Source organism: Moritella yayanosii (assembly GCF_900465055.1).
Lineage (GTDB): Bacteria > Pseudomonadota > Gammaproteobacteria > Enterobacterales > Moritellaceae > Moritella > Moritella yayanosii.
The window spans coordinates 3,977,514-4,001,834 of record NZ_LS483250.1; the positions used below are offsets into that span (position 1 = coordinate 3,977,514).

Consider the following 24,321-nt stretch of genomic DNA (forward strand, 5'->3'; position numbering starts at 1 on the left):
TACATTTTTAGCTACTGGCATCTAACTAGGCTTTGTTTTCATCAGCAGAATCGTTAAAATAGCGCTATATTTTATGTTTCTTCACGACTAAAGGCTGACATGTTTAAGATTATTAAACCACGTTACATCGTATTATTAGCGCTCGCTATATTATTGGGTTATGGTTTTTATTACCTGAAAAGCATGGCGTCAGCAGCAAGAATAGTCATGAAAGATGATGAAATTGCACGATTAAGTACCGGTTTAACAGAAGTGACTAAAATGAAAGCTCAGATCGAAGCTGAACTGCAAATCAGCGCAATATTAGTGGAACAGTTAACTGAGCAGCAACGTATGTTATTGAATGAAAATACCGAACTAAAACGTGAGTTGATTTTTTATCAACGCATCATGGCGCCAGAAGACGTGATTAATGGTGTTAAATTAGAAAGCCTTACATTCATTCCGGAAGTGAGTGAAAACTATTATTTTATGCAGCTAGTATTAATGCAGGTGCAAAAGAAAAAACGTCATATTAAAGCCACTGCGGATTTAGTTTTCTATGGTAGCCTAGCAGGAGAACCTGCAGAGTACACTTGGAATGAATTAGTCGATGACATCCAGCAACAACTCAAGTTTTCATTCCGTTACTTCCAAACGATAGAAGCATCGATAAAATTCCCACTGGGTTTTGTGCCGGAACGGGTGCAGTTTATTGGTAAGGTAAAGGGGAATCGTTGGAATTCGAGCATCAAGTTAAAACAGAACTTTGACTGGAGTGCGGTATTACAAAACAGTGACTCGATCTCTGGGTAATTGCCGCCATTAATGCTACCAGCGTTGAATGTTGATAAACGATAGTTGACTGAATTAGTCAGGTATTAGATAATTGAATGTATAAATCGAGTTTAAGTGAGATCAGATATGGAACTATTTACAGACGTTGGTGCAACTCAGGCTAACAATAACGAAGTTGTTGAACAAGCTGTTATACCTGTTGCTGTGGAAGCAAGTGCAGATGATATGGTATTACCAATTCATTTTAGTGATGCGGCTGCAGCAAGAGTGAAAGAATTAATTACGGAAGAAGAAAACCTGGCGCTGAAATTACGCGTGTATGTGACTGGTGGCGGTTGTTCTGGTTTCTCTTATGGTTTTACTTTTGATGAAAAAATTAATTTTGGTGACACTGTTATTGAAAAGAACGGCGTGACTATGGTTGTGGATTCAATGAGTTTACAATATTTAGTGGATGGCACGGTTGATTACATTGATGGCTTAGAAGGTTCACGCTTCTTGGTAAACAACCCGAATGCAACAACAACATGTGGTTGTGGTTCAAGTTTTTCAATTTAAGCGTTGTTTCATTAACAATTACGATTCGCCGTACTTAACTGTCGTTAAGTACGGCATTTTATATCACTTTTATATATAGCCGTTATTCCCCCTCATATTTTGTTATCCCGTCTTAGATTATAAAACTCAGATTATAAATAAGTTAGTGCTTATAGTTTATTTTTAATGTTTGTGACCGATCGTCTTGTTTTTTATTGTTGGCATTTATCGCTGGTTAAATATGTTGCACTATGGTTAAGAAGCCATTATTTCAAGCGTCAGTGATCGCGCTGAAGATGTTGATGACGAGATGGATATTCGCGTACGTTTCTCTGAGCAATACCGTCATATCAGCCGTCTCGCAGACTTACGTTTAAAAACAGCCGCAGGGCAAGTACCATTAAGTGTATTTTAAACTCTGACCGCAGAGCAGAAAAAAGATTCGGTGGATAAAGTTGATGGCCGCCAAACACTAAAAATTGAAGCGGATTTATTGCCCAGTTATAACTTAAATGAGCAACTGCCTAAGTTAATGGAATTAATGAAAGGTTTAGAGCTCGATCCGCGTGTGACAATACGCTCACGTGGTCACAATTGGTAACCGCTGTGGCGAGCGGATTAACCTTTGCGACGGTACTGACCTTAGTATTGACGCCCTGTATGTTGGTATTGGGCGATCGATTAAGTCAACGTTGGAATAAAGGCAACGCCGTGGTAAATGTGAGGGTTGTTGACAGTGATGCCATGATTGATTTTTATGACATCGAAAAGTGTAATTTAAACGCGAGTATTATTTAATTTTGCAAGCACGCCAAACTAATAATAACCACGACAACATCAGACCGCTGCCACCGAAGGGCGTGATGTTGCTTAACCATTTTTCACCAGTTAATGCATAAAGTATCAAAGAACCACTAAAAGTAATAATGCTCACCAATTGTAGACCCGCGACCCAGTTAAAACGTCCGGCAGCGAATTTATTATCTAATAAAGCCAAAAACAACACACTTAATGTATGAATAAATAAGTAGTCTCGCGCCGTCGCAAAGTTAGTAACCCCGTTATGTAATACCAACTGGGAATGCCATAAATGTGCACCTAACGTGCCCACGAGAATATTGGTAAACATTAAAATGGAACAGATGATCAGGAAATACTTGAGTTTGTTGTGCTGCATGGTGCGGTTACCTTACCTTTAATAACTATAAATAAATCAGTCGAAAGACTTAGTTTGTTGTAATACGTAATAAAGTTGTCATTTATCTTACATTTTTTGTTCATATTTATCACACATCTTTGTCATATTTCACCTTTAGTATTGATTCCAATTAAAGCAACTACTCAACAACGTATTTTTTATATTTGTTAACACAATGGAATCTAAAATGAAAAAATCATTACTGGCACTGGTATTACCAAGTTTATTCGCCTCAACGGTTGGCGCGGTTGAAGTTTATAATGATGATAACCAATCTGTTAACGTATATGGCCGTGCTTATGCAGGACATGACTTTAGTGGTGAAGATAAAAATGCTAATTATGGTAATGATGCTTACATTCGTATTGGTGCTAAGCTGAAATCAGATATCTCTGAGTCACTATCGGCATTTGCTCGTTATGAACTACAGTGGGATCTCGCTGACGGTGAGAAACAAGACAAAACCAAAACCCGTTTAGCGTATGTTGGTCTTGACAGTGACGTTGGTGCATTCAGCTTCGGTCGTCAATATGGTGCGGTTTCATTAGTGTCAGACATTACTGATACAGCTTATACCAATGCATACGGTGGCAATCTGGGCGTAGGTAAAGACCACGATGGCACAGGTCGTGATAGCAGTTTATTAAAATACAGCAACAAATTCGGCGCTTTGCAGCTAGATGCTTCATACCGTCTTGACGATACCCAAAGTGATGCAGAAAGTGATGCGGCATACGGCTTAGCCGCGGCATATGAGCTTGATTTTGGTTTAACACTCGTGGCTGGTTTTAATGGCAGTTCACCGACTGATGATTATGATGCATCAATCTTCTTAGTGGGTGCAAGTTACAAAACTGGCCCAGTGAAAGTAGCGGCCACATTCGCACAAGGTTCCGAATTTGCAGGGCAAAATACCGACCACACGGCGTATGAATTAATGGTTGAATACAAAATTAGCAAGCAACTGCGTGCTCAAATATTATATAACGTCCAAGAGCACGAAGACACCGTGTCATCAGTTAAAACCGATGTTGTTGATGATTTAGTATTCGGTGTGCGTTATGACTTTAACAAAAGCTTACGGTCGGTTGCTGAATACCGCATTAACGGTGTAGACGGTATGGATGACGATTTCCATCTCGCGGCACGTTACAGCTTTTAATCGCTAGGTTAGTTATCGTGGCGTTAAATTAGCCTCGGAACATTAATATAGTTGAATGCGTAAAAGCGGTTAATCTTCGGGTTAACCGCTTTTTTGCATGCAGTTCTCTATCTAGTTCATATTCAAACCGTAACCTAGTTGTGTATCGCTTGAAAACAGTTGATAATGACTCGAGATTTCTCGTCGGGCATTTTATTGAGCCTCTTAGCTTAACAAGTCGGATAAATAAAATGCAGCTATTAGACCTTAGTACCTTCACTTGTCCTTTACCATTGATAAAAGTAAAACTATGGTTAAAGCAAGTTGAGCTCGGCACCGAAATTATCGTATTACTGACCGACCCTGGTTCTCGTCAAGATATACCTAAATTTTTAATCAGTCTTGGTCAATCAGTGGTTGAATTAGAAAACAGTCCATTAATGTTACGTATTAAGGTCACTAAACTAACGCAGCACTTATCACTGACACAGCTCAGTACTTAACACTTAATAAACAATAAATTCAATCTTAAGGCAATCACAATTTATGATCTCTGTCGTATCTCGTTGGTATCAGGAACGTTTTTCTGACCCGCATGCAGTCACTTTATTCTTACTATTAGTATTTGGCTTTTCGGTTATTTATTTCGCGGGTAGCTTAATTACCCCGTTTTTAGTGGCTATCGTATTGGCTTATTTACTGGATTGGCCATTAATACGATTAATGCGTTTAGGGTTGTCGAGAACCTGGGCAACTGTGATTATTTTATTGCTGTTTGTCACCATGATGGTGATGCTCACGTTAGGGTTAATACCAACTGTCTGGCAGCAAGGGGTGACACTGGTTAAAGCAATGCCGACTATGCTTAAGCAAGGTCAAGAATTCTTACTGATGTTACCACAAGAAAATCCGGATATTTTTAATGCCGAGTTGATTAAAACCGCCTCGCTGGCAGTGCAAGATCATGTGGTTAAATCTGGCGAGATGATATTAAGTGCTTCTTTTGCGTCTTTATTTGATATTGCTGCGATCCTGATTTATTCAATTTTAGTGCCGTTATTAGTATTTTTCATGCTTAAAGACAAGGTCATTATGGTTAAAGCCTTGGTGAGTATTTTGCCGCAGAATCGTCGTCTGGCGATGGAAGTATGGACCGAAATGAACGGCCAAATTGCCAATTATATTCGCGGTAAAGTATTTGAAATTGTCATTGTTGGTTTTTGTACTTGGTTAGTGTTTTTCTTTACTGATTTACAATATGCAGCACTGCTGGCGGTATTGGTGGGTTTCTCGGTATTAATTCCTTACATTGGCGCGGCAGCAGTGACTGTCCCTGTTATGGTTGTGGGTTTATTTCAGTGGGGACTAACGCCTGAATTCACTTATATGATGGTGGCTTACGGTATCGTGCAAGCACTCGATGGTAATTTATTAGTACCGATATTATTCTCTGAAGCGGTAAACTTACACCCCGTTGCGATCATTATGTCGGTATTAGTGTTTGGTGGCCTGTGGGGATTCTGGGGTGTGTTCTTCGCTATCCCATTAGCAACCTTAGTGAAAGCGGTGTTTAACGCTTGGCCTAAACGCGAAGATACGCCAGCTGAAGTTTAATTAGCTGGTCTAATCAAAAGTAGCCATATACCCAACACTCATGCAGCTTCAAAGGCGACGGGTATATAAACAGCTCGTGGATCTAAATTTTACGTTAGGTCACGGGCTGTTTGTTTATTCAGCCAGTAATGTGTCGGTTTTAGCCGCGCACACAAAATCATTCTTATGTAAGCTTTTAATGCTGTGCGACCACCAGGTGATCGTTACTTTGCCCCATTCTGTTAATAACGCAGGGTGATGGCCTTCGACTTCAGCCATATCTGCCACTCGATTGGTAAATGCGATCGCTTGTTTAAAGTTTTTAAACTTAAATTCACGTTCTAATTGCATGATGTTGTCACGTACTTCTACCGTCCAATCGGGGATCTGATTAACTAATACGGCTAACTCTGTGTCGCTGACTTGTGGTGCATCGGCACGACATGCTTGGCAACTTTGTAAATTTAATTCGGTCATGATGATTACTCTTTTCTATTATTTTAAAATAAAAGGGTTAAATACAGGTTCTGCCTAACAAGCGGCATCATGAAAAATATCCGGCTCTTGAATGTAGTCTATGTCTGCTTTGGTGCGAATGAAAGTAGCTACCGGAAAACGTTTGGTCGCCAGTAATTCAAAAAAACGTTCAAAACCAATTAAAGCAGGCACATTCTCGACGCCCATTTGTAGCAGTTCGATACCGGTAATAAATTCATCACAGGCACGGTCTTTAATAATCTTGGTTTGACGGTTGTACAGCGAAGCGTATGAATGAGTCGGGTTGTAAGGTGGCTGTATTCTGTCGGTAGTATTATCTAAGGGGATAGATGGACACCAACTGTACCTTAAAGCGATTGAGATGGGTATTGGCGTGATACCAGGGCAACTCAGCAGTGCCACGAATAAGTTTGATCACTGCATTCGCATTAACTGTGATTAATATCACACTTATAAATGACTCATATCAATTCTTATGAGGGGGTGGGGCGTTATAATTCCGACTCCAAAGTTATCCCATTCTCGAGTGACGCTTTTCTTGTCGTGCTTAGATGGTCTCTTTATGAGTAAAATATTATGAGTCAAAAACCTGATCTTTCTAGTGCAATGACAAATCTTATTGCAGAAGTGCGCGACGTTTTTCCTTTCTATGCACCGGAATCCAGTATCTGTGGTGATTCGTGTGAAGGTTGTCCGAAGAAATTATTAGAATTAGTCGATTCTGAACTTTGTTATTGGGAAGACCAAGTTAAGCAGGGCACCGCGCCGACTTTTGATGAATTGAACCGCGTTGGTAAGTTGTGTAAGAATGTCCGGCGCGGTTTAAAGCGTAATGGGCTGGTGGATTAGACCTTTTTAATAATATATAGTGGCAGCTTGCGGTTTACATTGAGTTTATTTATCATTCATTATTTTTACCTTACCTTCTTGTCGTGATTATTTTAAACGTAATATACGCTTACTCTCTAATATTCGGCGTGATAGTGATATTTGATATATTGGCAGATAGCGGTATTTAATTGGGCAGGGGTCTAGAAACTCCGTTCTCAGCTTTTAATCTTATCTGCATTTTATATCTCCGCATCTCTAAATTAAAATAAAGCGTTGAAATATAATTAGATATACACCATAATTCTCATTATAGTTCGCGTTGTTTGCGGGTGAAATAGTGAGGTGAAAAATGGTAAAGGCCATCAAATTGATGCTTTGTGATTTTGAAAAAAAATTAGCGGAATCTGAAAATGGGCAGCAAGAAATTGAACAGCTGGTGATCCAAATGGAAATGTATATTAAGAAAGCCAAAGAACTGCAGTGGCAGAGCTAATTTGGCCAAAAATTAAGAAGTGAAGCACCACTGCGTGTTACGAATTTTATGTAAGAAGTTCATCATCAGCCACGGGTTTCAACTCCCCCCCAGCTCTAATCATTTTTTCAAAACAAAAAGCCAACAAACCTGAGTCATTACATCCTCAAATTCTGTTGGCTTTGTATTGTTCTTACAACTAATCAGAAACTAAATTAACCGCGCCTATTTAGTCGCTAAATAATCCAATACTACTTGGTGATGTTCTTTCGTCTTAAACTTGCTGTATTCGCCTTCTAACGGCACTGCTTTTAGCGATGCTGAAGTGAATACGTGTTCAATCGTACCTTGCTCATCGATTAAGAAAGACAGACGGTGGATACCATCAAACTCCTTACCCATGAATTTTTTCAGACCCCAGACGCCGAATCCGTCTGCGACTGCATGGTCAGGGTCTGAAAGTAGGCTAAAGTTTAATTCATCACGGTCGCTGAATTTAGTTAGGCGTTCCACTTCATCAGGGCTGATGCCTACTACGACTACATTTAACTCAGTGAATGCTGTGATATGATCACGTAGTTTTTGCGCTTGTGTTGTACAACCCGGCGTCATTGCTTTTGGGTAGAAATAAGCTAAGACTTTTTTGCCTGCGAATGAATCAAGAGAAATGCTTTCATTATGTTGGTTTAGCAGAGTAAACGATGGTGCTTTATCACCAGACTTTAAAGTTTGCATGAATATGAGTCCTAACTATTAACAGATTATGAATAAATCGTATGAGACTATTGTGCGGGAGTTTTTCCATCTCGACAAGGACTATTACGAATAGGCATTAATGGACTCGGTACATGGATAAAACATGAATAAAATAGCGATAAATAGTGATAAATAGTGATAAATAGTATTTAAGGAGAAGATAGTGCAAACATTGACTAACTTGTGGACCCTACTGAATCGCTTGAACAGATTTAGTTTCAAGGTCAATGCCGACAATGACTCTGTCACTGGTTGGCAAGGTGAAGGGCAGGGCTTAATTAAACGCCGTGCCGGTACTAATGACGTTAAATCGGACGAGCCTGGATCCGGCGCGATTATCGAAACTATCGAGCGTGGCGATTATTACGTGACAGCAGATCGTAAAGTGTCGATGCATAACCAATATTTGTGGGAGTTCGAAGGCGATCATATTGGTTTAACCCATTTACGCTTTGGTTGGGATAAACCGGTATTTTTGTTTGATATTATTGAAAATGGCCAGGGTGAATTAGTCACGCGTCAATCACATCAATGCGCGGCAGATAATTACGATGCCTCATTTGTATTACATATCGATAGTCTGGTTATGCAGTGGCGCATCCAGGGGCCTAAGAAGCGTGAAGTCTTAGATTATATTTATTGGGTATAAGGGACATTAGCGCATTTTTTGTTCTTCGGTTAATCGTCAACTATACTATTCCTTACTTATAAACACTATTTAGACCCGATAACTTTGACGTTAAATACGTTATTTGAGAGCGCCATGGAAGTGCTAGATTTAATTGGTAATACGCCGTTAATTAATCTGAGTTTTCTAAGCCCACAGCCTGAGTGTGTCAGTTTGTTTGCCAAAGCCGAGTGGATGAATCCCGGCGGTTCACTTAAAGACCGCTCGGTGAAACTGATCCTAACGCGCGCTATTGAAGACGGCCTGTTACAGCCAGGTAAAATAATTCTCGATTCCAGTAGCGGTAATGCCGGTATTTCTTACAGCATGATTGGCGCCGCACTCGGCTATGCGGTCAACATCGTGATCCCCGACAATGCCAGCAACGAAAGAAAAATGCGTCTGCGAGCCCACGGTGCGCAATTGATCGAGACCGATGCGTTAGAAGGTTACGATCAAGCCATTCGTCATGTGCATGAATTATATGCCAACTCACCAGATAAATATTTCTTTGCTGACCAATACAGTAATCAAGCCAATGTGCTTGCGCATTACCACGGCACGGGCGCGGAGCTCATTGCGCAGGTATCAGGTCCCATTACCCATTTTGTCTGTGGTGTCGGCACTGGCGGCTCCTTAACGGGCATCGCTAGGCGGCTAAAAGCCAAGTATCCGGCAGTTGTCATCGTGGGTATTCGCCCCGAGCGTTGGCCGGGTATCGAAGGCCTGAAACCCTTGGGCGAAAAAGAAGATATTTTACCGAAAATTTTTGACGGCTCTTTGGTTGATCGTTGGCTTGATGTGAGCGCTGATGAAGCCAAAAGCATGTGTCTTACTATGGCCCGTCGAGGTTATTTTGTCGGGCAATCTTCCGGGGCATACCTTGCGGGCTGCTGTAAATTAATGGCGGAGTTGTCAGAAGGGGTGGTGACCACCTTAATGTGTGACAGTGGCGAGCGTTATTTCAGTACGGGGTTATGGTAATCATGACGATTGAAATTAATGCCGCGATCAAGTCAGCGATGCTAGATCAGGCTGAGTCTTGTTTTCCCAATGAGAGTTGTGGCTTTATTATTGGTTCATACGCAGCTGGTGTGGCTAAGGGCGATTATTATATTCCCTGTGACAATGATCATGGGCACAATCAACAGCGGCGTTTTCTTATTGATCCCATGGCCTATCAATTAGCCGAAGATACAGCCGATGCCAATGGGCAAAGCATCATTAGTATTGTCCATTCTCACCCTGATCATCCCGACCAGCCTTCTGAATTTGATCGGCTGCATGCCTGGCCAGGGCTCAGTTACATCATTATTGCTGTGTTTGCGGGTCGAGTGCGCAGTTATCGGTCGTGGCAATTGAGCGATGATCGCAGTGAATTCCATCAGGAAGTTATTAATCTGGGAGATTAATATGATGACAGTGACGCTAAAAATCCCATCCCCATTGCGGCGTTTTACCGATAATAGCCGTGCCGTAGAGGTTGAAGCTGACAGTGTTGCAACGGCACTTGAACAGCTATTTATTCTGTATCCAGATCTGAAATTACAAGTCATGGATGACAGCGGGCAGCTGCGTAATTTCGTTAATTTATTTCACGACAAGGTCGATATTCGCCAGCAGCAAGGACTAAATACCCGTTTACACCAAGGCAGTGAACTGCGTATCGTGCCAGCCATAGCGGGTGGCAGTGACAGCCGATTGTCGGCGCTGGAGTTGAGTCGTTATAGCCGCCATATCATGTTGCCCGAAATGGGCATTGAAGGGCAAGAGTTGCTAAAATCCGCCAGTATTTTAATTATTGGCGCGGGGGGGTTAGGTTGCCCGTTGGGTTTGTATCTTGCTGCGGCGGGAGTTGGTCATTTAGGTATCGTGGATAATGACGTTGTCGAAGAATCTAATTTGCAACGGCAAGTACTGTATACCATCGATGATATCGGCAAGCCGAAAGTAGATTGTGCCGCGGCGCGTCTGCGTCAGCTTAATCCTTATATTAAAATCAGTTGTTATGCCGAGCTACTGACCAGTGCTAATGCCATGCAGTTGATTGAACCTTATGATCTGGTGATTGATGGTACCGATAATTTTCCCACCCGTTATCTGGTGAATGATGCTTGTGTATTGCTGAATAAACCGAATATTTACGGCAGTATTTTTCGCTTCGACGGTCAGGCAACGGTGTTTAATTATCAACAAGGGCCCTGTTATCGTTGTCTTTATCCATCCCCGCCGCCGCCCGGGTTAGTGCCTTCTTGTGCCGAAGGTGGTGTGCTTGGGGTATTACCGGCGATTATCGCTTCAATTCAGGCGACCGAAGCGATTAAAATGATCACCAACATCGGTGATAGCTTATCGGGTAAGTTGCTGCTGTATGATGCGCTAAAAATGGAATTTGAATATCTACAGATTGAAAAAAATCCGGATTGCCCGTTATGTGGTCAGCACCCGTCTATTCATGCATTGATTGATTATCAGCAATTTTGTGGAATCACCACCAGTACTGAACCACGCAGTTATCAGGACATCAGCCCGCAGGAACTAAAGCAGAAGTTGGATGCTAACGACCCCTTAGTGTTAATCGATGTGAGAGAACCTTATGAGCGTGAGATTTGTAAGATAATGCCGAGTCAGCATATTCCCATGGCACAGATTGATGCACATATGGCGGAGTTCAATACTGAACAAGTGCTAGTGGTTCATTGCAAGCTAGGTGGGCGCTCTGCGACAGTATGTCAGCAGTTTAGTACTCAGGGTTATAAGCATGTGTTTAATCTGACAGGGGGTATTTTAGCCTGGGCGGATGCGGTCGATGATAAGTTGATCCGTTATTGACGTAGTGTGTTAGGCAGGTAAACTCACCACGGTTAATCGCGATGATTAACCGCGATGATATCGAAAATACTTAATTAAGCCGTGATCACCTTGTTATCGACCGTGAAGTGATATTCAGCATTCAAAATAGTACACAGTCCGCTGAGTTCCGATTTTAAAACAGCCAAATCACAATCAGACGTCGTATTTAGCGTAAAATGTGCTTTAAGTATATCTGAGTTGTCTGCCGCGGTTAATATCTCTGAGCGTAGTCCGGCTAAATTAAGATTATTATTGGTAAAGAATAACGTAAATTTCTCGATAATGCCGGTTGCATCAGGGATCGTTACTTCAACTTCAATGGTATGATCATAGCTAATTGGTTCGTGACGTTCGGTGCGCTTCATCATGGTAATTAAGTCGAGCTCTTGGCTCTTTATTGGCAAGCTAGATTCAAGTTGGATAATGGCGTTCCATTCACCAGACAATAGCATGATCAGGGTGAACTCATTTCCAAAAATAGCCAGTCTGCTATCGACGATATTACAGCCGCAATTACTGACGTGGCCAATCAGTTTGTGGACGATACCTGGACTATTGCTGCCAAGGGCGGTGATAACTAAATTCTGCGTCATTTTGTTCCAGGTCCTTTTATTCTGAGTCAATTACAGTAAGTAAACAGTAGAGCATGATATACCCAAGCAACTTCAAGATGCAACAATCCGCGAGATTATCAACCCGCATATTGATGTTGGCAGGTATATAACCAGAATATGCTTGCGGCAACTGACTGCTACATATTACTATGCCATGTGTTTTATCGTCAGTTATAACAAGGCCTATATGTTAACAGGTAATATCGTCGCACTTATCACTCCGATGCTCGACAATGGAGACGTCGATCTTTGCTCTTTACAAGGTTTAGTTGAATATCACATCCAGAGCAATACCATCGCATTAGCGGTATTGGGCACGACTGGAGAGTCTTGTACTTTTACCCAAGATGAGCACCTTTCCGTGGTTAAAGCAGTACTGGACATGGCGCAAGGTCGTATCGCAATTATTGCTGGTTCAGGGTCAAATAGCACTCGTAACGCCATTAAGTTAAGTCAAGAATTACACAAGCTAGGCGTAACAGCCGGACTTTGTGTCACGCCTTATTATAATAAGCCAACCCAAGAAGGGTTATATCAGCATTATAAAGCGATCACTGAAGCCTGTGATTTACCTCAGATTTTGTACAATGTACCCAGTCGTACGGGGTGTGATATGAGTAATGAGATCGTGGTTAGATTAGCGGAACTTAATGCTATCATAGGCATCAAAGATGCTACCGGTGATTTAACGCGTTTAACTCAGCTTAAACCCTTCCTTCCAGATGATTTTTTGCTATATAGTGGTGATGATGCCACGGGCTGTGAATTTATGTTGCAAGGCGGTAATGGGGTTATTTCTGTTACTAGTAATGTCGCTGCCGATGCCATGAGCCGTATGTGTTCGTTAGCATTAGCAGGAAAACGTCAAGAAGCGACTGAAATTAATAACAAATTAATGCGTTTACACCAAGATTTATTTGTCGAAGCCAACCCAATCCCGGTAAAATGGGCGTGCAACCAGTTATCTTTGACTGCAACGGCTAATTTACGGTTACCGTTAATTGAATTAGATCAGCAATATCATGCTCAAGTGAGTGCGGCACTCGCGCTTGCAGTGGATGCATAAATTTTTGAATTAGGGAATATTAATACTATGACTATGTCATCAACAGGTCACCGCTTGACTAACGCAAAGCGTTATAGCGTATTAGCGTGTGCTATTTTAGTCAGTGCTTGTTCAGGAACAGACACAAGACGTCAGGCCAATCAAGACTTTGAATATTTAAAGCAGACAACACAGCCAGAATTGGTGATTGCAGAAGGGCTTGATACACCGTTATACACACAGCGTTATAACGTGCCTGAATTAGCCGAAGGGGCTGAAAATCGCCCCGTAGGAGCTGATGTTGATGTACGTTCGCCAGTACAAATTCTAGCGTTATCGCCATTGGTACGTGTTGAAGAAGGCAGTGAAAATGTGACGATTTGGTTTAATAGCCGTAGTTCAAAAGAAAATATTTCTGCGCAGGTATGGACATTATTAGCTAACTTCTTAGCCGATAAAAAAGTAGCGATTGCCAAGCTAGATGAAACGAATCATACCTTAGAAACGGATTGGTTAATTAACCAAGAAACGTTTGATGAATTTAAAGAAGTATCGAAATACGAACTCAAGCAGCGTTATAAATTCACGTTATTAACCGCGACAAGTAAGCGTACTGTCGGTCTACAAGTAGATTTGATTGATCACGAAGAACGTTTAGAAGGTACTAAGGTTGATAATAATTTAAGTAAAGGCGATCGCCGTCGTTTTGCCGTGCAGATGTTAAACCTAGTTAATATTTATTACGAAGTTGACCGTATCGAAGGTAATAACAAAGAAACGGCAGAACAAAAAGCGTCGAAGCTTAAAATTGATTTTGTTGATCAAAAACACCCTGTTATTACCTTAAATATTCCGTTTGATGATGCTTGGCAGTTATTACCAATGGTATTAAACAAAGTAGGGATGACAGTTGAAGATGAAGATAAACTTGCTGCGACCATGCTCGTGAGCTTTGATGAGCAGTCTGATAAGTTCTGGACTGACAATAAAATAACACCGGTGACTCTCGCGGAAGATGACTACCGTATTCAGGTTGGCGAGATCAAAGGACATACTTCAATCGCGTTCTTTGGTGACGACAAACAGCCATTGTCAGCTGAAGTGATGAGCCAGTTATTTATTAGCTTGAAAGATGCAGCTGATGCATTACGTGCAGAGAAAACAACAAACGAAGAGTAATGTGCAATACCTAGGGTGTTAATCATGAAATAAAAACAAGGCCGATGTATATAAGTACATCGGCCTTTGTGTTTATGGTTATAAATATAAATATAAATGGCAATGTCGATGCATTAGCTGTTATTTATCTGAATCTTTTTTTACTTCATCGGGCATTGGATTTTTGTTGTATTCATTACGGTATTCATTGTTATATTCTTGCTGGTCTTTGTCGTCATCATCATCCGGTAATGCTTTGGCATGTTTTCCGGCATCCAGATGTAAAGCTTTGTTAAATTGGTGTTCAATTTCTTCTGGTATCTTCATTTTCATGTTTGCGGTGTATTTTAACGCCATGATTGACCCTAGAATGAAACCTAAGGCCACTAGAATAATGAGCCAAACCATAAATCCTCCTATTGTTAATTGATAGTCGTTATTAAATATTAATCGGGCGCTGCAACGTTGCAAATATACTGGGTATAAATCTGTTCTATATTGGCTAAAATAGCCGCTTTACCTTGAATGTCCGCATTGCGAATCGTGTCTGTTATTAACGCCAGGGTGAATGCTTGTTGTGCTGGTTCGGCGATAGGCTGGTAACTTAAGTGCCAAGGTTCGCGTGACACGCCACCCAGATCTTGACGATAAGGACGATAGAAACCACAGTCAGTTATATTGTCATCTAACCAAGCTGACAGCGACGCTAAATAGCCACCTTGATCATATTCTTGTGGGATCAGTTGTAACTGATAATCCTTGGGCAATGCACTATAGTCACACACATCAATCTCGCTGCCCCAATGATGGCGACTGGCACCCGGTAACATTGACCAACGTAATATGGCGAATACTTTTTGTTCTTCACTAAGTATAGCGTGATCGAGAGGTTGACTGTCATGATCCAAAATGGGTCTGAGACCGTTAAACTTATTATTCCAAATACTCAGTTGCTGCTCAAAAGAACGAAAGCTAGAGACGACGTCGAGATTGAATCCAGCCTGTTTAGCGCGAGTTTGTAACCGCTGAAATGCAGTGAATGTTTGCTGGTGAATAAGCTTGGCCTGTAATGGTAGTGCAATAACATGATTTTGTGTTTGTCCGGTTAAAGCTTGTGTGTTCAATAATGGTGTCGTTAGCATTTGATTATACCGTACGGTCACTGTGGCCGAGGTCGCGTTCTGGGGCGATAATATCCCGTACCCGTTGCTTTAATACTTTCGCGTCGGGGAAACCGCCGTCTTGTTTACGCTCCCAAATCAATTGCTGATTACAATGGATCTCAAAGCGACCACCGGTATCTGGGTGTAAGCTTATTTTACTTATCTCTTCACCAAAGGTATGCAGGAGTTCTTGTGTTAGCCAGGTCGAGCGCAACATCCAGTTACACTGTCGGCAATAGTAAATATCAATTTCAGCTTTGATCTCTGACACAGTCAAGGTCCTATTGTTATAAATATTACTTATCCTAGCGCTATTATTCGCGGGTGGATATGATTTTATACCCAAGTTACTTATGCCTTGAATATACGCTTCATTCGGTTTGCTGGTTGTGCATCTTGAAGTCGCTTGGGTATATTGTTTATTTAGGGTACACTTCGGCCTCATTTTCAGCATTGGTTTTTTTAATGTATAGCATTTTATTTCAGAATAATGATTTCTTGGTTATCAACAAAGCAGCTGGCATCGGTTTTCATGATGAAGACGGCGTTGATGGTATTTGTTCTATTGTCAGAAAGGATATTGGCAGATTAGTTTTTCCAGTACACCGTTTAGACAAAGTGACATCAGGATTGTTGTTACTGGCTAAATCATCAGAAGCGGCTGCTAAATTAGCCAAGCTATTTGAATTGCATGAGATCCAAAAATATTATTTGGGTATCATTGATAGCAAACCAAAGAAAAAACAAGGTTTAGTGAAAGGTGATATGGAGCGTTCACGTCGTAGCATGTGGCGTTTAACGAAGACATTAACTAACCCTGCTGTGACCCAGTTCTTCACCCAGAGTATTGGTGATGGCAAACGCTTAGTGGTATTGAAACCACATACTGGCAAGACACATCAATTACGTGTTGCTTTAAACAGCCTAGGTAGCCCTATCTGTGGCGATCCGCTGTATCAAAGTGCTGATGCTTGGAAATATGATCGCGCTTACCTACACGCGTATTGTTTACAGTTTACCTTAAATGGTGAAGACTTTAGTTTTGTGGCTGATGAATTTAGTGGTGAGCTATTTGCGACACCAGCGTGTAAAGAAGCATTAGTGGCTTATGCACAGCCTGAGACATTGGCTTGGCCAAAAGTATAACCATTATATAGCCCAGTTACTGCCAGAGATACTGGCTAAAAAATGCATAAAAAAACGGCCCACGTAGTACTCTTTATCGAGTAATGCGTTGGCCGTTTTTGTTAACGACGCTAGTGCTTATTTAAATTAGAATAAGTCAGTAATCATCGCTTCTAGTTTGTTTTGGTCGATTGCGAAGTTACGGATACCTTCCGCTAGTTTTTCAACTGCCATCGGATCTTGGCTGTGATCCCAACGGAATGCTGCTTCTGTTAGTTTCGCTTTTGGTGCTACTGCATCAGCTTCTGAGAATAGCGCTTGTACAACAGGCTCTGAAGAGTTTTGTAGCTCTTCTAATAGCTGTGGTGCAATGGTTAGACGGTCACAACCAGCAAGGGCTAGGATCTCACCTGTGTTACGGAAGCTTGCGCCCATAACAACCGTTTTATAACCCGATGCTTTGTAGTAGTTATAGATAGTGCTTACCGAGATAACGCCTGGATCGTTAGCGCCTTCATATGTTTCGCCTGTTTTCGCTTTATGCCAATCCATGATACGGCCAACGAAAGGAGAGATTAGGAATACGCCTGCTTCAGCACATGCTTGCGCTTGAGCGAAAGAGAATAGTAACGTTAGGTTACAGTTGATGCCCATTGCTTCAAGTTGTTCTGCAGCGCGGATACCTTCCCAAGTAGAAGCCAGTTTGATCAGGATTTTTTCTTTTGCAATGCCAACAGCCTTATATAAGTCGATTAGTAGTAATGCTTGTTTCACACTTGCTTCTGTGTCATAAGAAAGACGTGCGTCAACTTCTGTTGAGATGCGACCTGGAATTGTCGTTAAGATCTCTTTACCAATTAATACCGCTAGTTTGTCACATGCCAGTGCAACTTGTGTTTCTGGCGTTGCGTTTTCTTTAGCATACGCAATTGCTTGTGCTACTAATGGTTGATAAGCTGGTAATGCAGCTGCCTTTAAGATAAGTGATGGATTGGTCGTCGCATCTTGAGGCTGGTATAATTTAATCGCTTCCACATCGCCTGTATCTGCAACAATAGTGGTTAATTTACTTAGCTGTTCTAACTGATTACTCATTATTTTATGTCCACAATTATATTATTGATCGGTGTAAGGGCTTACCGTTAACTATCATTAATATTGATTATAATGTCAATACTATAAAACCAGACTTTTTCGAGATCTTCGTTTAAGAAAAATAGCGGTAATTTCTGAATTGTATCTTAGCATAACCTTCACTTGAAAGTATGTAGGCTTTCATCACGTTTTGTTGACAAACTTCTTTGACAAAATAGTGCTTGCAATCACATTCTGCTACGGTATGTTGTTTATATATAATAAATAGAATATATGAGCAACGTAATGGAAAAAGATACCTTAAATAATGTACATATTTGTTCTGAACAAGTATTGATGACCCCTTCTGAATTAAAAGTTAAATTACCTATTTCAGAGCATGCCCTTGGTTATATACAAACTGCACGTGAAACGATTGCTAACATTATCGCTGGTAAAGATAAACGTTTGCTCGTGGTGTGTGGTCCTTGCTCAATCCATGATGACAAAGCGGCGTTAGAATATGCCGGCAGATTAAAAGCATTGCATGACGAATTAGGCGAGCAGCTATATATTGTGATGCGTGTCTATTTTGAAAAACCACGTACTACTGTTGGCTGGAAAGGCGCGATTAATGATCCGCACATGGATGGCTCATTTGATGTTGAAACGGGGTTGATCAATGCGCGTAAATTATTAATTACCCTAGCGGAAATGGAAATCCCAACCGGCACGGAAGCGCTCGACCCGATTAGTCCACAATACCTTGCGGAACTATTTTCTTGGTCAGCGATTGGCGCACGTACCACCGAGTCACAAACTCACCGTGAAATGGCGTCTGGTCTGTCGATGCCTGTTGGTTTTAAAAATGGTACCGACGGCAGTTTATCAACGGCAATCAATGCGATGAAGTCTGCATCTCATTCACATCGCTTCATGGGCATTAATCAAGACGGTCAAGTTGCGTTACTACAAACTCAGGGTAATCCTGATGGTCACGTGATCTTACGGGGTGGTAAACAACCAAACTATGATTCAGTTGCCGTTGCATTAGCCGAGCAAGACATGGTCAAAGCCGGTTTACGCCCAAGCTTGATGGTGGATTGCAGCCATGCTAACTCGAATAAAAACCACGAACTACAACCGCTGGTAGCGAAAAATGTTATTCACCAGATCCAAGAAGGTAATAGCTCAATCATGGGTATTATGATTGAAAGTCATCTACATGGTGGTAATCAATCGTCAGAACAGCCTATTGCGGATATGGCATACGGTGTATCTGTGACTGACGCGTGTATTGATTGGGATACGACTGATATATTATTACGTCAAACAGCAGCGGAGTTAAGCGGCTGTTTGACTAAAAGAACATAGTCCTTAGTTCGATACATATCTAGGTAAATAGTGCATCAAGGACGTTATGAGGTGAATGGTCAGTGAAACTGGATCCGTTAGGTAAATTAAGAGATAAAATCGATGATGTTGACCAGCAGTTGGTTGACTTACTCGCACAGCGTCTGGCATTAGTGGCAGAAGTCGGGGACATAAAAAGTGAGCATGGCTTACCTATTTATGTGCCGGAACGTGAAACTGCGATGTTGGAAAAAAGACGTGCGGAAGCCGAAAGTAAAGGTGTACCTGGTGATTTGATTGAAGATGTATTACGCCGTGTGATGCGCGAGTCGTATGCCTCTGAAAAAGATTCCGGTTTCAAAACAGTGAAGCCAGACCTTGGCCGTATCGTGGTGATTGGTGGTGCGGGTAAATTGGGTATGCTGTTTGTACGCATGTTTCGTTTGTCTGGTTATCAGGTTGATATTCTCGAGCAAGGTGATTGGGATAATGCCGATGCGTTATTTGCCAATGCCGGGCTGGTGGTGGTATCAGTGCCAATTAACCTAACCGAAACCATTATTGCTAAATTAGGCTGTTTACCAAAAGATTGCGTATTGGCTGATATTACCAGTATTAAGAGTAAACCCTTACAAGCAATGCTTAATGCGCATCAAGGCCCTGTGGTCGGTTTACATCCGATGTTTGGCCCTGATGTAGGTAATCTGGCGAAACAAGTGATTGTGTGTTGTGATGGGCGTGGTAAAGAGCAATACCAGTGGCTGTTAGCGCAAATGCAGATTTGGGGCGCGCGTATTTATCATGTGGATGCCAAGCAACATGATGAAGCGATGACCTTGATCCAAGCCTTACGCCACTTTACTACGTTTGTATACGGTGCACATTTAGCGGAAGAGAATCCAGATATACAGCAATTGCTGGATCTAAGCTCACCGATTTATCGCCTAGAATTGGCCATGGTTGGACGTCTGTTTGCCCAGGACCCAACGCTATATGCAGACATTATTTTAGCGTCAGATAATAACGTAGCGATGATCCGTCGTTATGCCGAACGCTTTATGCAAGCTGCTGAAATGTTAGAGCGTAATGATAAAGATGGCTTTATTCGCTCGTTTGAAATGGTCTCTGATTGGTTTGGTGATTATTCAACCCAGTTCTTGCAAGAAAGTCGCAATCTATTGTTACAAGCAAATGATAATCGCCAGTTTGTTAATGTTGATAATTAGTTAGTTAATCGAGTCGCTAATAACAGACAAATAAAAAGAGCATCGCGATGATGCTTTTTTTATTTGGATAATTTAATGTAGCAAAACCACACGGGTGTTCATTGATAAAACTACAAATTTCAACTTATAAAACTATAATGGTTCACTTATAAAATTGTAGTGGTGCACTGATAAACACTAGAGCAGTTCTTCAGGTACATCTGTTGCAGCTACATCTTCACTTGGATAACAACCTAATATCTTTATTTGATGAGTAATACGGGTGAGTTGTTTAATGACATTTTTCATTTTGTCTGATTGTAAATTAGCCGCGACATCAATATAGAACATCTCTTCCCAAGGGTTACCTTGAATTGGACGCGATTCTAATTTCGTCATCGTTACGCCTTCTTCACGTAATACTAATAACGCTTCTACTAAGCAGCCCGCTTTCTGTCCTGTTGACATAGTAAAGGTAGTTTTAGCCGGAATTTGTACTGCAACATCAACCGGTTTACGGGCCACCACAATAAAGCGGCTGTAGTTTTCGGTTTGATTTGCAAGACCGGTACGAATGGGCTTTAAACCATACAGTTCGCCACCGGTGATGCTACCAATTGCCGCAGCATCTTCGCGGTTAAGTTCTTTTACTTTCGCCATCGCGGCTGATGAACTGTCCACAAACTCAATTTTAATGTGTGGATGGGCACTTAAAAATAATGAACATTGGGCAAACGGTTGTGGATGCGCATAGATCGTTTTAATTTTTGATAAGTCAGTATCACAGGTAGTGATCAAACTGTGTTCAATTGGCTGGGTTAATTCACCAACAATCGATAACGTGGTGTGCTGCAATAGATCGTAAACATCATTAATGCTACCTGAAGAGGTATTTTCAATGGGTAGCATGCCGTAGTCAGCTTGACCTTTTTCTACCGCGGTGATGATTTTTTGGAATGTCGGGAAGCCTAATTCTACTAAGCGGTCATCTTGACGCGCAAAATACTTTTTACACGCGAGGTTGGAATAAGAGCCTTTGTCACCGAGAAAAGCAACGCGTGCGACCGATACCGCGGCATTGGGATTTTTAATTTCTTGTAAAAAGGCTTGTTGTAATAATACTGAATCTTCAAGCACCGTATGGTAAATGCTCATGATATAGTTGCTATCAAGACCAAGTTCACGACCTTGGTTAATTAAACGTACTAGTAGTTGCTGTTCACGATCTTGGTCGCGTACTGGCTTACTCGTCGATTGCTTGCTTTTTGCCACTTCGATGGCTAATTCTCTGCGTTCGGATAATAGTCTTAATAAATTATTATCCAGCGTGGTAATGCGCGTTCTAATATCGTTGAGGTCTGCCATGAAATAGGATCCTTGTGCGTACTCTATAAAGTTATGTGGATATATATGCCTAATAGTGCACATTTATGTTTAATTGATGGTTTAATTTATTTATCTAGCGAGGCAAAGTCAAGGTGTCAGGGGGCAAACTGTGGAAATAAAAAAGCGCAGTTCTATACTGCGCTTTTTGTTGTTCCCGTATTAACGTGGAAATCAGAAAATTTAGTACTCTTTGTTAGTACGTTGTATTAATATTCAGCGACCTCTAACTCGTCATCAGAAACCTTTTCGGCAGGGAGTTCTTCACCACTAATGACACCTGCTCGACATTGTTCTTTACCACTGCTGTGTGCAGCGTGCTTGTCGCAGTATTTATTTAATTGACGCTCTAGCTTTTGGCCTAAAATCGTAATTGCAGCGTAAAGATCTTCTCCTTCAGAAACTGCGAGTAGTTGGCCTTGTGGAAGATGAATGCTAGCCTCAAGTTTTTTAATGCAATTCTTGTCTTTGGTGATCGTTACGTGCGGGTTAATCATTGGAATATTGAAGCGCTCTAACTTAGCATACTTCATTGCGAGCTTTTCGCGCATAGGAGCCGTAACTTTAATTTCTTTACTGGTTATTTCAAATGTCATAGACATCTCCTTGGATAATTGCCTTAATGGGTTCAACTTCAGAATACGACTTTCAGCGTTTAAAAACGTGATCTATATCTCGTTTGTTAATTTAGTTTTTTTAATGCACAAAAAGTGTGACGAGCTAATCATTTATAGGTGTTTTCGTTAAATTTATTGTCTTCTACCGCCCGCTTAGGCATTATGCCTAGTCCATAGCTGATAAAATCAAATGATTATTGAACCGTATAATATGTCTGATAAATGTAATATGACTCACACACATGACAAATTTATTGCCAAGTCTGCACAGCTTAACCATGTGTTATTACAATTAACCGTTATAGATTGGCGTGGCAGTGATGAATTTGTTGGTTTTGTCGATGATATAGTCAACGAAACTAAACAATCATTAAGCCTTGTTGATGTGCATATTCAGTTGTTTACCGACACATTCGATAATATTATCCCGTTATTGCCACAATACCTTAGCCGTGTTAATCCTAATCACGTTTTTAATTTGACCGAATTATCGCAGTTGCACTCACGCAGTGAGGTTGTTCAAATTATTGCACAGGACGATGTTCTAAAAACAATCAATTTAACTGTCCCATTATTTAATCATAATGACTGTATTGGTGTGATGCACTTTAATGGCATCATCGAGAGTGATGTCCCGTCGAGCACAACCTTGTCTTTTTGTCATGCTATCGGCTCGCTAATACAACGTAATTTCCGCTTGATGGATAATGAATTACGCTATGGTTTATCTATGCTCACCGCGAGTCAATCGCAAGAAGAATTTCATCGTTTGGCATTTTTTGATTCGTTAACCGGTCTTGCTAATCGACGATTATTAAATCAAACCATAGAAACGCAGTACCAGCTAGCTAAAAAAAATCAGGTGGTAGGGGCGTTATTATTTATAGACCTGGATTTTTTTAAAGCCATTAATGATTCATTGGGACATGCTGTGGGTGACGGCATACTGGTTGAGGTTGCAGAGCGATTAAAAGAAATACCACGTCCAGAAGATTTTATTGCGCGCCTCGGTGGTGATGAATTTGTCATTTTGTTAGCTGATTTATCGGAAAACCCAATGCATGCCGAACAACACGCGAATTTACTGGCAGAGCAGTTAATTGAGCGTATTTCTCAGCCGTATTTATACAAAGGACAAGCCTTGTATATTGGTGCGAGTATTGGTGTTACCTTGTTCCCAAGTAAAGATCAGCATGCTGATGATTTATTAAAACAAGCAGATACGGCTATGTATCAAGCGAAATCGAATGGCCGTAAAAAAGTGTATTTCTTTGATGTAAAAATGCAGCGTAAAGCGGATAAACGGTTACATATTTATAATTGTCTGAAAAGTGCGATCGCTAAAAATGAACTGTTTTTGCATTACCAACCACAGCATATGGTGCAAAATGGCGAGATTATTGGTGTTGAAGCCTTAGTGCGTTGGCATTTAGGCGGGAAACAACAAATCTCGCCTGCCGAATTTATTCCGATTGCTGAAGAGACCGATCTGATTATTGATATTGGTATATGGGTACTGCAGGCCGCGTGTCGTCAATTTGTTGAATGGCAATTACAAGGCGTTAATGTACCGCAATTATCGGTGAACGTGAGCACCCGACAATTTCATGATAATAACTTTGTTGATTCGGTATTGATGGTATTGGAGGAGACCGGAATGGACCCGATGCAATTAAACTTAGAGATCACCGAGTCGGTGGTGATTGAGCATGCCGAAGACGCTATCCGTAAAATGACCGATCTGAAAAATATCGGTGTCAGTTTTGCTGTGGATGATTTCGGTGTGGGTTATTCGTCGTTAAGTTACTTAAAACGCTTGCCTGCCAATGAGCTGAAAATTGATCGCTCATTTATTCAAAATATTCCTTATAACGTCTCTGATATGGCGATTGTTGAAGCGGTATTGGCGATGGCAAAACACATGGGCTTTAATGTTACCGCTGAGGGGGTTGAAAGTCGCCAGCAGTTGGAATTTTTACAACGTCAACAATGTAGTTTCTATCAAGGTTTTTATGCCAGTAAGCCGTTGTCGGCCGAATACTTAGCGCTTTACATCAAACGTCTACAGGGATAGTCGGCGTTCGTGATAACCCGAAGGAAAAAATGTTGCTATTAAGGTGAACATTTTTGTCACTTTAGTATCTATACCCAAGTGACTTCATAACGCCGAAGATTCCTTCATTCGGTTTACTGATTGTGCATCTTGAAGTAACTTGGGTACATACCATTGTAAATTACAGCTAAATGCTATTATTTTAGTA

Annotated in this window: 29 protein-coding genes and 1 pseudogene; 19 read left to right on the forward strand and 11 right to left on the reverse strand. The window is 41.2% G+C overall.

The window, feature by feature from the left end:
* Window positions 1-99 precede the first annotated feature (99 nt).
* From MORIYA_RS18505 to MORIYA_RS21480, 4 genes are all read left to right on the forward strand, one after another.
* Window positions 100-795: a DUF6776 family protein gene (locus MORIYA_RS18505; RefSeq protein ID WP_112717601.1), complete on the forward strand. Its 696-nt coding sequence runs from the start codon at window positions 100-102 to the stop codon at window positions 793-795.
* 207 nt (window positions 796-1,002) lie between these two features.
* A complete protein-coding gene (gene erpA / locus MORIYA_RS18510) occupies window positions 1,003-1,335 on the forward strand; it encodes an iron-sulfur cluster insertion protein ErpA (RefSeq protein ID WP_085983555.1) in 333 nt (110 codons plus the stop codon).
* A gap of 424 nt (window positions 1,336-1,759) precedes the next feature.
* Window positions 1,760-1,915 carry a hypothetical protein gene (locus tag MORIYA_RS21475; RefSeq protein WP_232011667.1) on the forward strand — a complete coding sequence of 52 codons (156 nt, stop codon included), beginning with the start codon at window positions 1,760-1,762 and terminating at the stop codon, window positions 1,913-1,915.
* Window positions 1,916-1,920: 5 nt separating this feature from the next.
* Window positions 1,921-2,112, forward strand: coding sequence for a hypothetical protein (locus tag MORIYA_RS21480; RefSeq protein ID WP_232011668.1), 192 nt, complete (start codon window positions 1,921-1,923; stop codon window positions 2,110-2,112).
* On the opposite strand, the gene MORIYA_RS18520 is transcribed toward MORIYA_RS21480, so the two are convergent.
* Window positions 2,105-2,491 carry a DUF423 domain-containing protein gene (locus MORIYA_RS18520; RefSeq protein WP_112717605.1) on the reverse strand — a complete coding sequence of 129 codons (387 nt, stop codon included), beginning with the start codon at window positions 2,489-2,491 and terminating at the stop codon, window positions 2,105-2,107. The genes MORIYA_RS21480 and MORIYA_RS18520 overlap by 8 nt on opposite strands.
* 208 nt (window positions 2,492-2,699) lie before the next feature.
* Here MORIYA_RS18520 and MORIYA_RS18525 point away from each other — a divergent pair, with 208 nt between their 5' ends.
* The 3 genes from MORIYA_RS18525 to MORIYA_RS18535 all read left to right on the forward strand — a co-directional run bounded on the left by MORIYA_RS18525 (window position 2,700) and on the right by MORIYA_RS18535 (window position 5,267).
* Window positions 2,700-3,674 (forward strand): porin, encoded by a 975-nt coding sequence (locus MORIYA_RS18525; RefSeq protein ID WP_112717607.1) that lies wholly within the window; start codon window positions 2,700-2,702, stop codon window positions 3,672-3,674.
* A gap of 230 nt (window positions 3,675-3,904) precedes the next feature.
* The gene (locus MORIYA_RS18530) at window positions 3,905-4,156 is read left to right on the forward strand and encodes a sulfurtransferase TusA family protein (RefSeq protein WP_112718673.1); all 252 of its coding nucleotides are present in this window, start codon (window positions 3,905-3,907) and stop codon (window positions 4,154-4,156) included.
* A 43-nt stretch (window positions 4,157-4,199) separates the two neighbouring features.
* Window positions 4,200-5,267, forward strand: a complete 1,068-nt coding sequence (locus MORIYA_RS18535) for an AI-2E family transporter (protein WP_112717609.1) — start codon at window positions 4,200-4,202, stop codon at window positions 5,265-5,267.
* 114 nt (window positions 5,268-5,381) lie between these two features.
* On the opposite strand, the gene MORIYA_RS18540 is transcribed toward MORIYA_RS18535, so the two are convergent.
* Window positions 5,382-5,723: a 4a-hydroxytetrahydrobiopterin dehydratase gene (locus MORIYA_RS18540; protein ID WP_112717611.1), complete on the reverse strand. Its 342-nt coding sequence runs from the start codon at window positions 5,721-5,723 to the stop codon at window positions 5,382-5,384.
* Window positions 5,724-5,789: 66 nt separating this feature from the next.
* Window positions 5,790-6,017: pseudogene (locus MORIYA_RS21855) on the reverse strand (phenylalanine 4-monooxygenase); the annotation flags it as partial.
* A gap of 303 nt (window positions 6,018-6,320) precedes the next feature.
* On the opposite strand from MORIYA_RS21855, the gene MORIYA_RS18555 reads away from it, so the two are divergent.
* Together MORIYA_RS18555 and MORIYA_RS20870 are read left to right on the forward strand one after the other, a co-directional pair.
* Complete coding sequence (locus MORIYA_RS18555; protein ID WP_112717613.1) at window positions 6,321-6,593, forward strand: hypothetical protein; 273 nt, start codon at window positions 6,321-6,323, stop codon at window positions 6,591-6,593.
* Between the two features lie 331 nt (window positions 6,594-6,924).
* The gene (locus MORIYA_RS20870; protein ID WP_162629294.1) at window positions 6,925-7,068 is read left to right on the forward strand and encodes a hypothetical protein; all 144 of its coding nucleotides are present in this window, start codon (window positions 6,925-6,927) and stop codon (window positions 7,066-7,068) included.
* 204 nt (window positions 7,069-7,272) lie between these two features.
* Here MORIYA_RS20870 and bcp read toward each other — a convergent pair whose 3' ends face one another.
* Window positions 7,273-7,782 (reverse strand): thioredoxin-dependent thiol peroxidase, encoded by a 510-nt coding sequence (bcp, locus tag MORIYA_RS18560; RefSeq protein WP_112717615.1) that lies wholly within the window; start codon window positions 7,780-7,782, stop codon window positions 7,273-7,275.
* A gap of 184 nt (window positions 7,783-7,966) precedes the next feature.
* Here bcp and MORIYA_RS18565 point away from each other — a divergent pair, with 184 nt between their 5' ends.
* The 4 genes from MORIYA_RS18565 to moeB all read left to right on the forward strand — a co-directional run bounded on the left by MORIYA_RS18565 (window position 7,967) and on the right by moeB (window position 11,302).
* A complete protein-coding gene (locus MORIYA_RS18565) occupies window positions 7,967-8,452 on the forward strand; it encodes a DUF6314 family protein (RefSeq protein WP_112717617.1) in 486 nt (161 codons plus the stop codon).
* A 114-nt stretch (window positions 8,453-8,566) separates the two neighbouring features.
* Entirely contained in the window at window positions 8,567-9,454 is an 888-nt protein-coding gene (locus MORIYA_RS18570; protein ID WP_112717619.1) for a PLP-dependent cysteine synthase family protein, read from the forward strand.
* Window positions 9,455-9,456: 2 nt separating this feature from the next.
* A complete protein-coding gene (locus MORIYA_RS18575; protein ID WP_112717621.1) occupies window positions 9,457-9,882 on the forward strand; it encodes a M67 family metallopeptidase in 426 nt (141 codons plus the stop codon).
* A 1-nt stretch (window position 9,883) separates the two neighbouring features.
* Window positions 9,884-11,302 (forward strand): molybdopterin-synthase adenylyltransferase MoeB, encoded by a 1,419-nt coding sequence (gene moeB, locus MORIYA_RS18580; protein ID WP_232011670.1) that lies wholly within the window; start codon window positions 9,884-9,886, stop codon window positions 11,300-11,302.
* A 74-nt stretch (window positions 11,303-11,376) separates the two neighbouring features.
* On the opposite strand, the gene MORIYA_RS18585 is transcribed toward moeB, so the two are convergent.
* Window positions 11,377-11,916, reverse strand: coding sequence for a glycine cleavage system protein R (locus tag MORIYA_RS18585; protein WP_112717623.1), 540 nt, complete (start codon window positions 11,914-11,916; stop codon window positions 11,377-11,379).
* Between the two features lie 208 nt (window positions 11,917-12,124).
* Here MORIYA_RS18585 and dapA point away from each other — a divergent pair, with 208 nt between their 5' ends.
* Window positions 12,125-13,003, forward strand: a complete 879-nt coding sequence (gene dapA / locus MORIYA_RS18590) for a 4-hydroxy-tetrahydrodipicolinate synthase (RefSeq protein WP_112717625.1) — start codon at window positions 12,125-12,127, stop codon at window positions 13,001-13,003.
* Window positions 13,004-13,030: 27 nt separating this feature from the next.
* Window positions 13,031-14,161 (forward strand): outer membrane protein assembly factor BamC, encoded by a 1,131-nt coding sequence (bamC, locus tag MORIYA_RS18595; protein WP_112717627.1) that lies wholly within the window; start codon window positions 13,031-13,033, stop codon window positions 14,159-14,161.
* 120 nt (window positions 14,162-14,281) lie between these two features.
* Here the strand turns inward: bamC and MORIYA_RS18600 are convergent, their stop codons facing one another.
* From MORIYA_RS18600 to MORIYA_RS18610, 3 genes are read right to left on the reverse strand one after another with little or no spacing between them, the layout of a single operon-like run.
* Window positions 14,282-14,548, reverse strand: a complete 267-nt coding sequence (locus MORIYA_RS18600; protein WP_112717628.1) for a DUF2897 family protein — start codon at window positions 14,546-14,548, stop codon at window positions 14,282-14,284.
* Between the two features lie 38 nt (window positions 14,549-14,586).
* On the reverse strand, window positions 14,587-15,282 hold the full coding sequence (locus tag MORIYA_RS18605; RefSeq protein WP_112717629.1) for a M15 family metallopeptidase: 696 nt from the start codon (window positions 15,280-15,282) through the stop codon (window positions 14,587-14,589).
* Between the two features lie 4 nt (window positions 15,283-15,286).
* Complete coding sequence (locus MORIYA_RS18610; RefSeq protein ID WP_112717631.1) at window positions 15,287-15,574, reverse strand: SelT/SelW/SelH family protein; 288 nt, start codon at window positions 15,572-15,574, stop codon at window positions 15,287-15,289.
* A gap of 194 nt (window positions 15,575-15,768) precedes the next feature.
* Between MORIYA_RS18610 and MORIYA_RS18615 the strand changes: the two genes are divergently transcribed.
* Entirely contained in the window at window positions 15,769-16,449 is a 681-nt protein-coding gene (locus MORIYA_RS18615) for a TIGR01621 family pseudouridine synthase (protein WP_112717633.1), read from the forward strand.
* Between the two features lie 126 nt (window positions 16,450-16,575).
* Here the strand turns inward: MORIYA_RS18615 and tal are convergent, their stop codons facing one another.
* The gene (gene tal, locus MORIYA_RS18620; protein WP_112717635.1) at window positions 16,576-17,523 is read right to left on the reverse strand and encodes a transaldolase; all 948 of its coding nucleotides are present in this window, start codon (window positions 17,521-17,523) and stop codon (window positions 16,576-16,578) included.
* 285 nt (window positions 17,524-17,808) lie between these two features.
* On the opposite strand from tal, the gene MORIYA_RS18625 reads away from it, so the two are divergent.
* Both MORIYA_RS18625 and tyrA read left to right on the forward strand, forming a co-directional pair.
* Entirely contained in the window at window positions 17,809-18,876 is a 1,068-nt protein-coding gene (locus tag MORIYA_RS18625) for a 3-deoxy-7-phosphoheptulonate synthase (protein ID WP_112717637.1), read from the forward strand.
* Window positions 18,877-18,938: 62 nt separating this feature from the next.
* Window positions 18,939-20,081 (forward strand): bifunctional chorismate mutase/prephenate dehydrogenase, encoded by a 1,143-nt coding sequence (gene tyrA, locus MORIYA_RS18630; RefSeq protein WP_112717639.1) that lies wholly within the window; start codon window positions 18,939-18,941, stop codon window positions 20,079-20,081.
* A 177-nt stretch (window positions 20,082-20,258) separates the two neighbouring features.
* Here tyrA and MORIYA_RS18635 read toward each other — a convergent pair whose 3' ends face one another.
* Both MORIYA_RS18635 and hpf read right to left on the reverse strand, forming a co-directional pair.
* Window positions 20,259-21,425 (reverse strand): chorismate mutase, encoded by a 1,167-nt coding sequence (locus tag MORIYA_RS18635; RefSeq protein ID WP_112717641.1) that lies wholly within the window; start codon window positions 21,423-21,425, stop codon window positions 20,259-20,261.
* 227 nt (window positions 21,426-21,652) lie between these two features.
* Entirely contained in the window at window positions 21,653-22,039 is a 387-nt protein-coding gene (gene hpf, locus MORIYA_RS18640) for a ribosome hibernation-promoting factor, HPF/YfiA family (RefSeq protein WP_112717643.1), read from the reverse strand.
* A 250-nt stretch (window positions 22,040-22,289) separates the two neighbouring features.
* On the opposite strand from hpf, the gene MORIYA_RS18645 reads away from it, so the two are divergent.
* Complete coding sequence (locus MORIYA_RS18645) at window positions 22,290-24,134, forward strand: putative bifunctional diguanylate cyclase/phosphodiesterase (RefSeq protein ID WP_232011671.1); 1,845 nt, start codon at window positions 22,290-22,292, stop codon at window positions 24,132-24,134.
* Window positions 24,135-24,321: the final 187 nt, after the last annotated feature.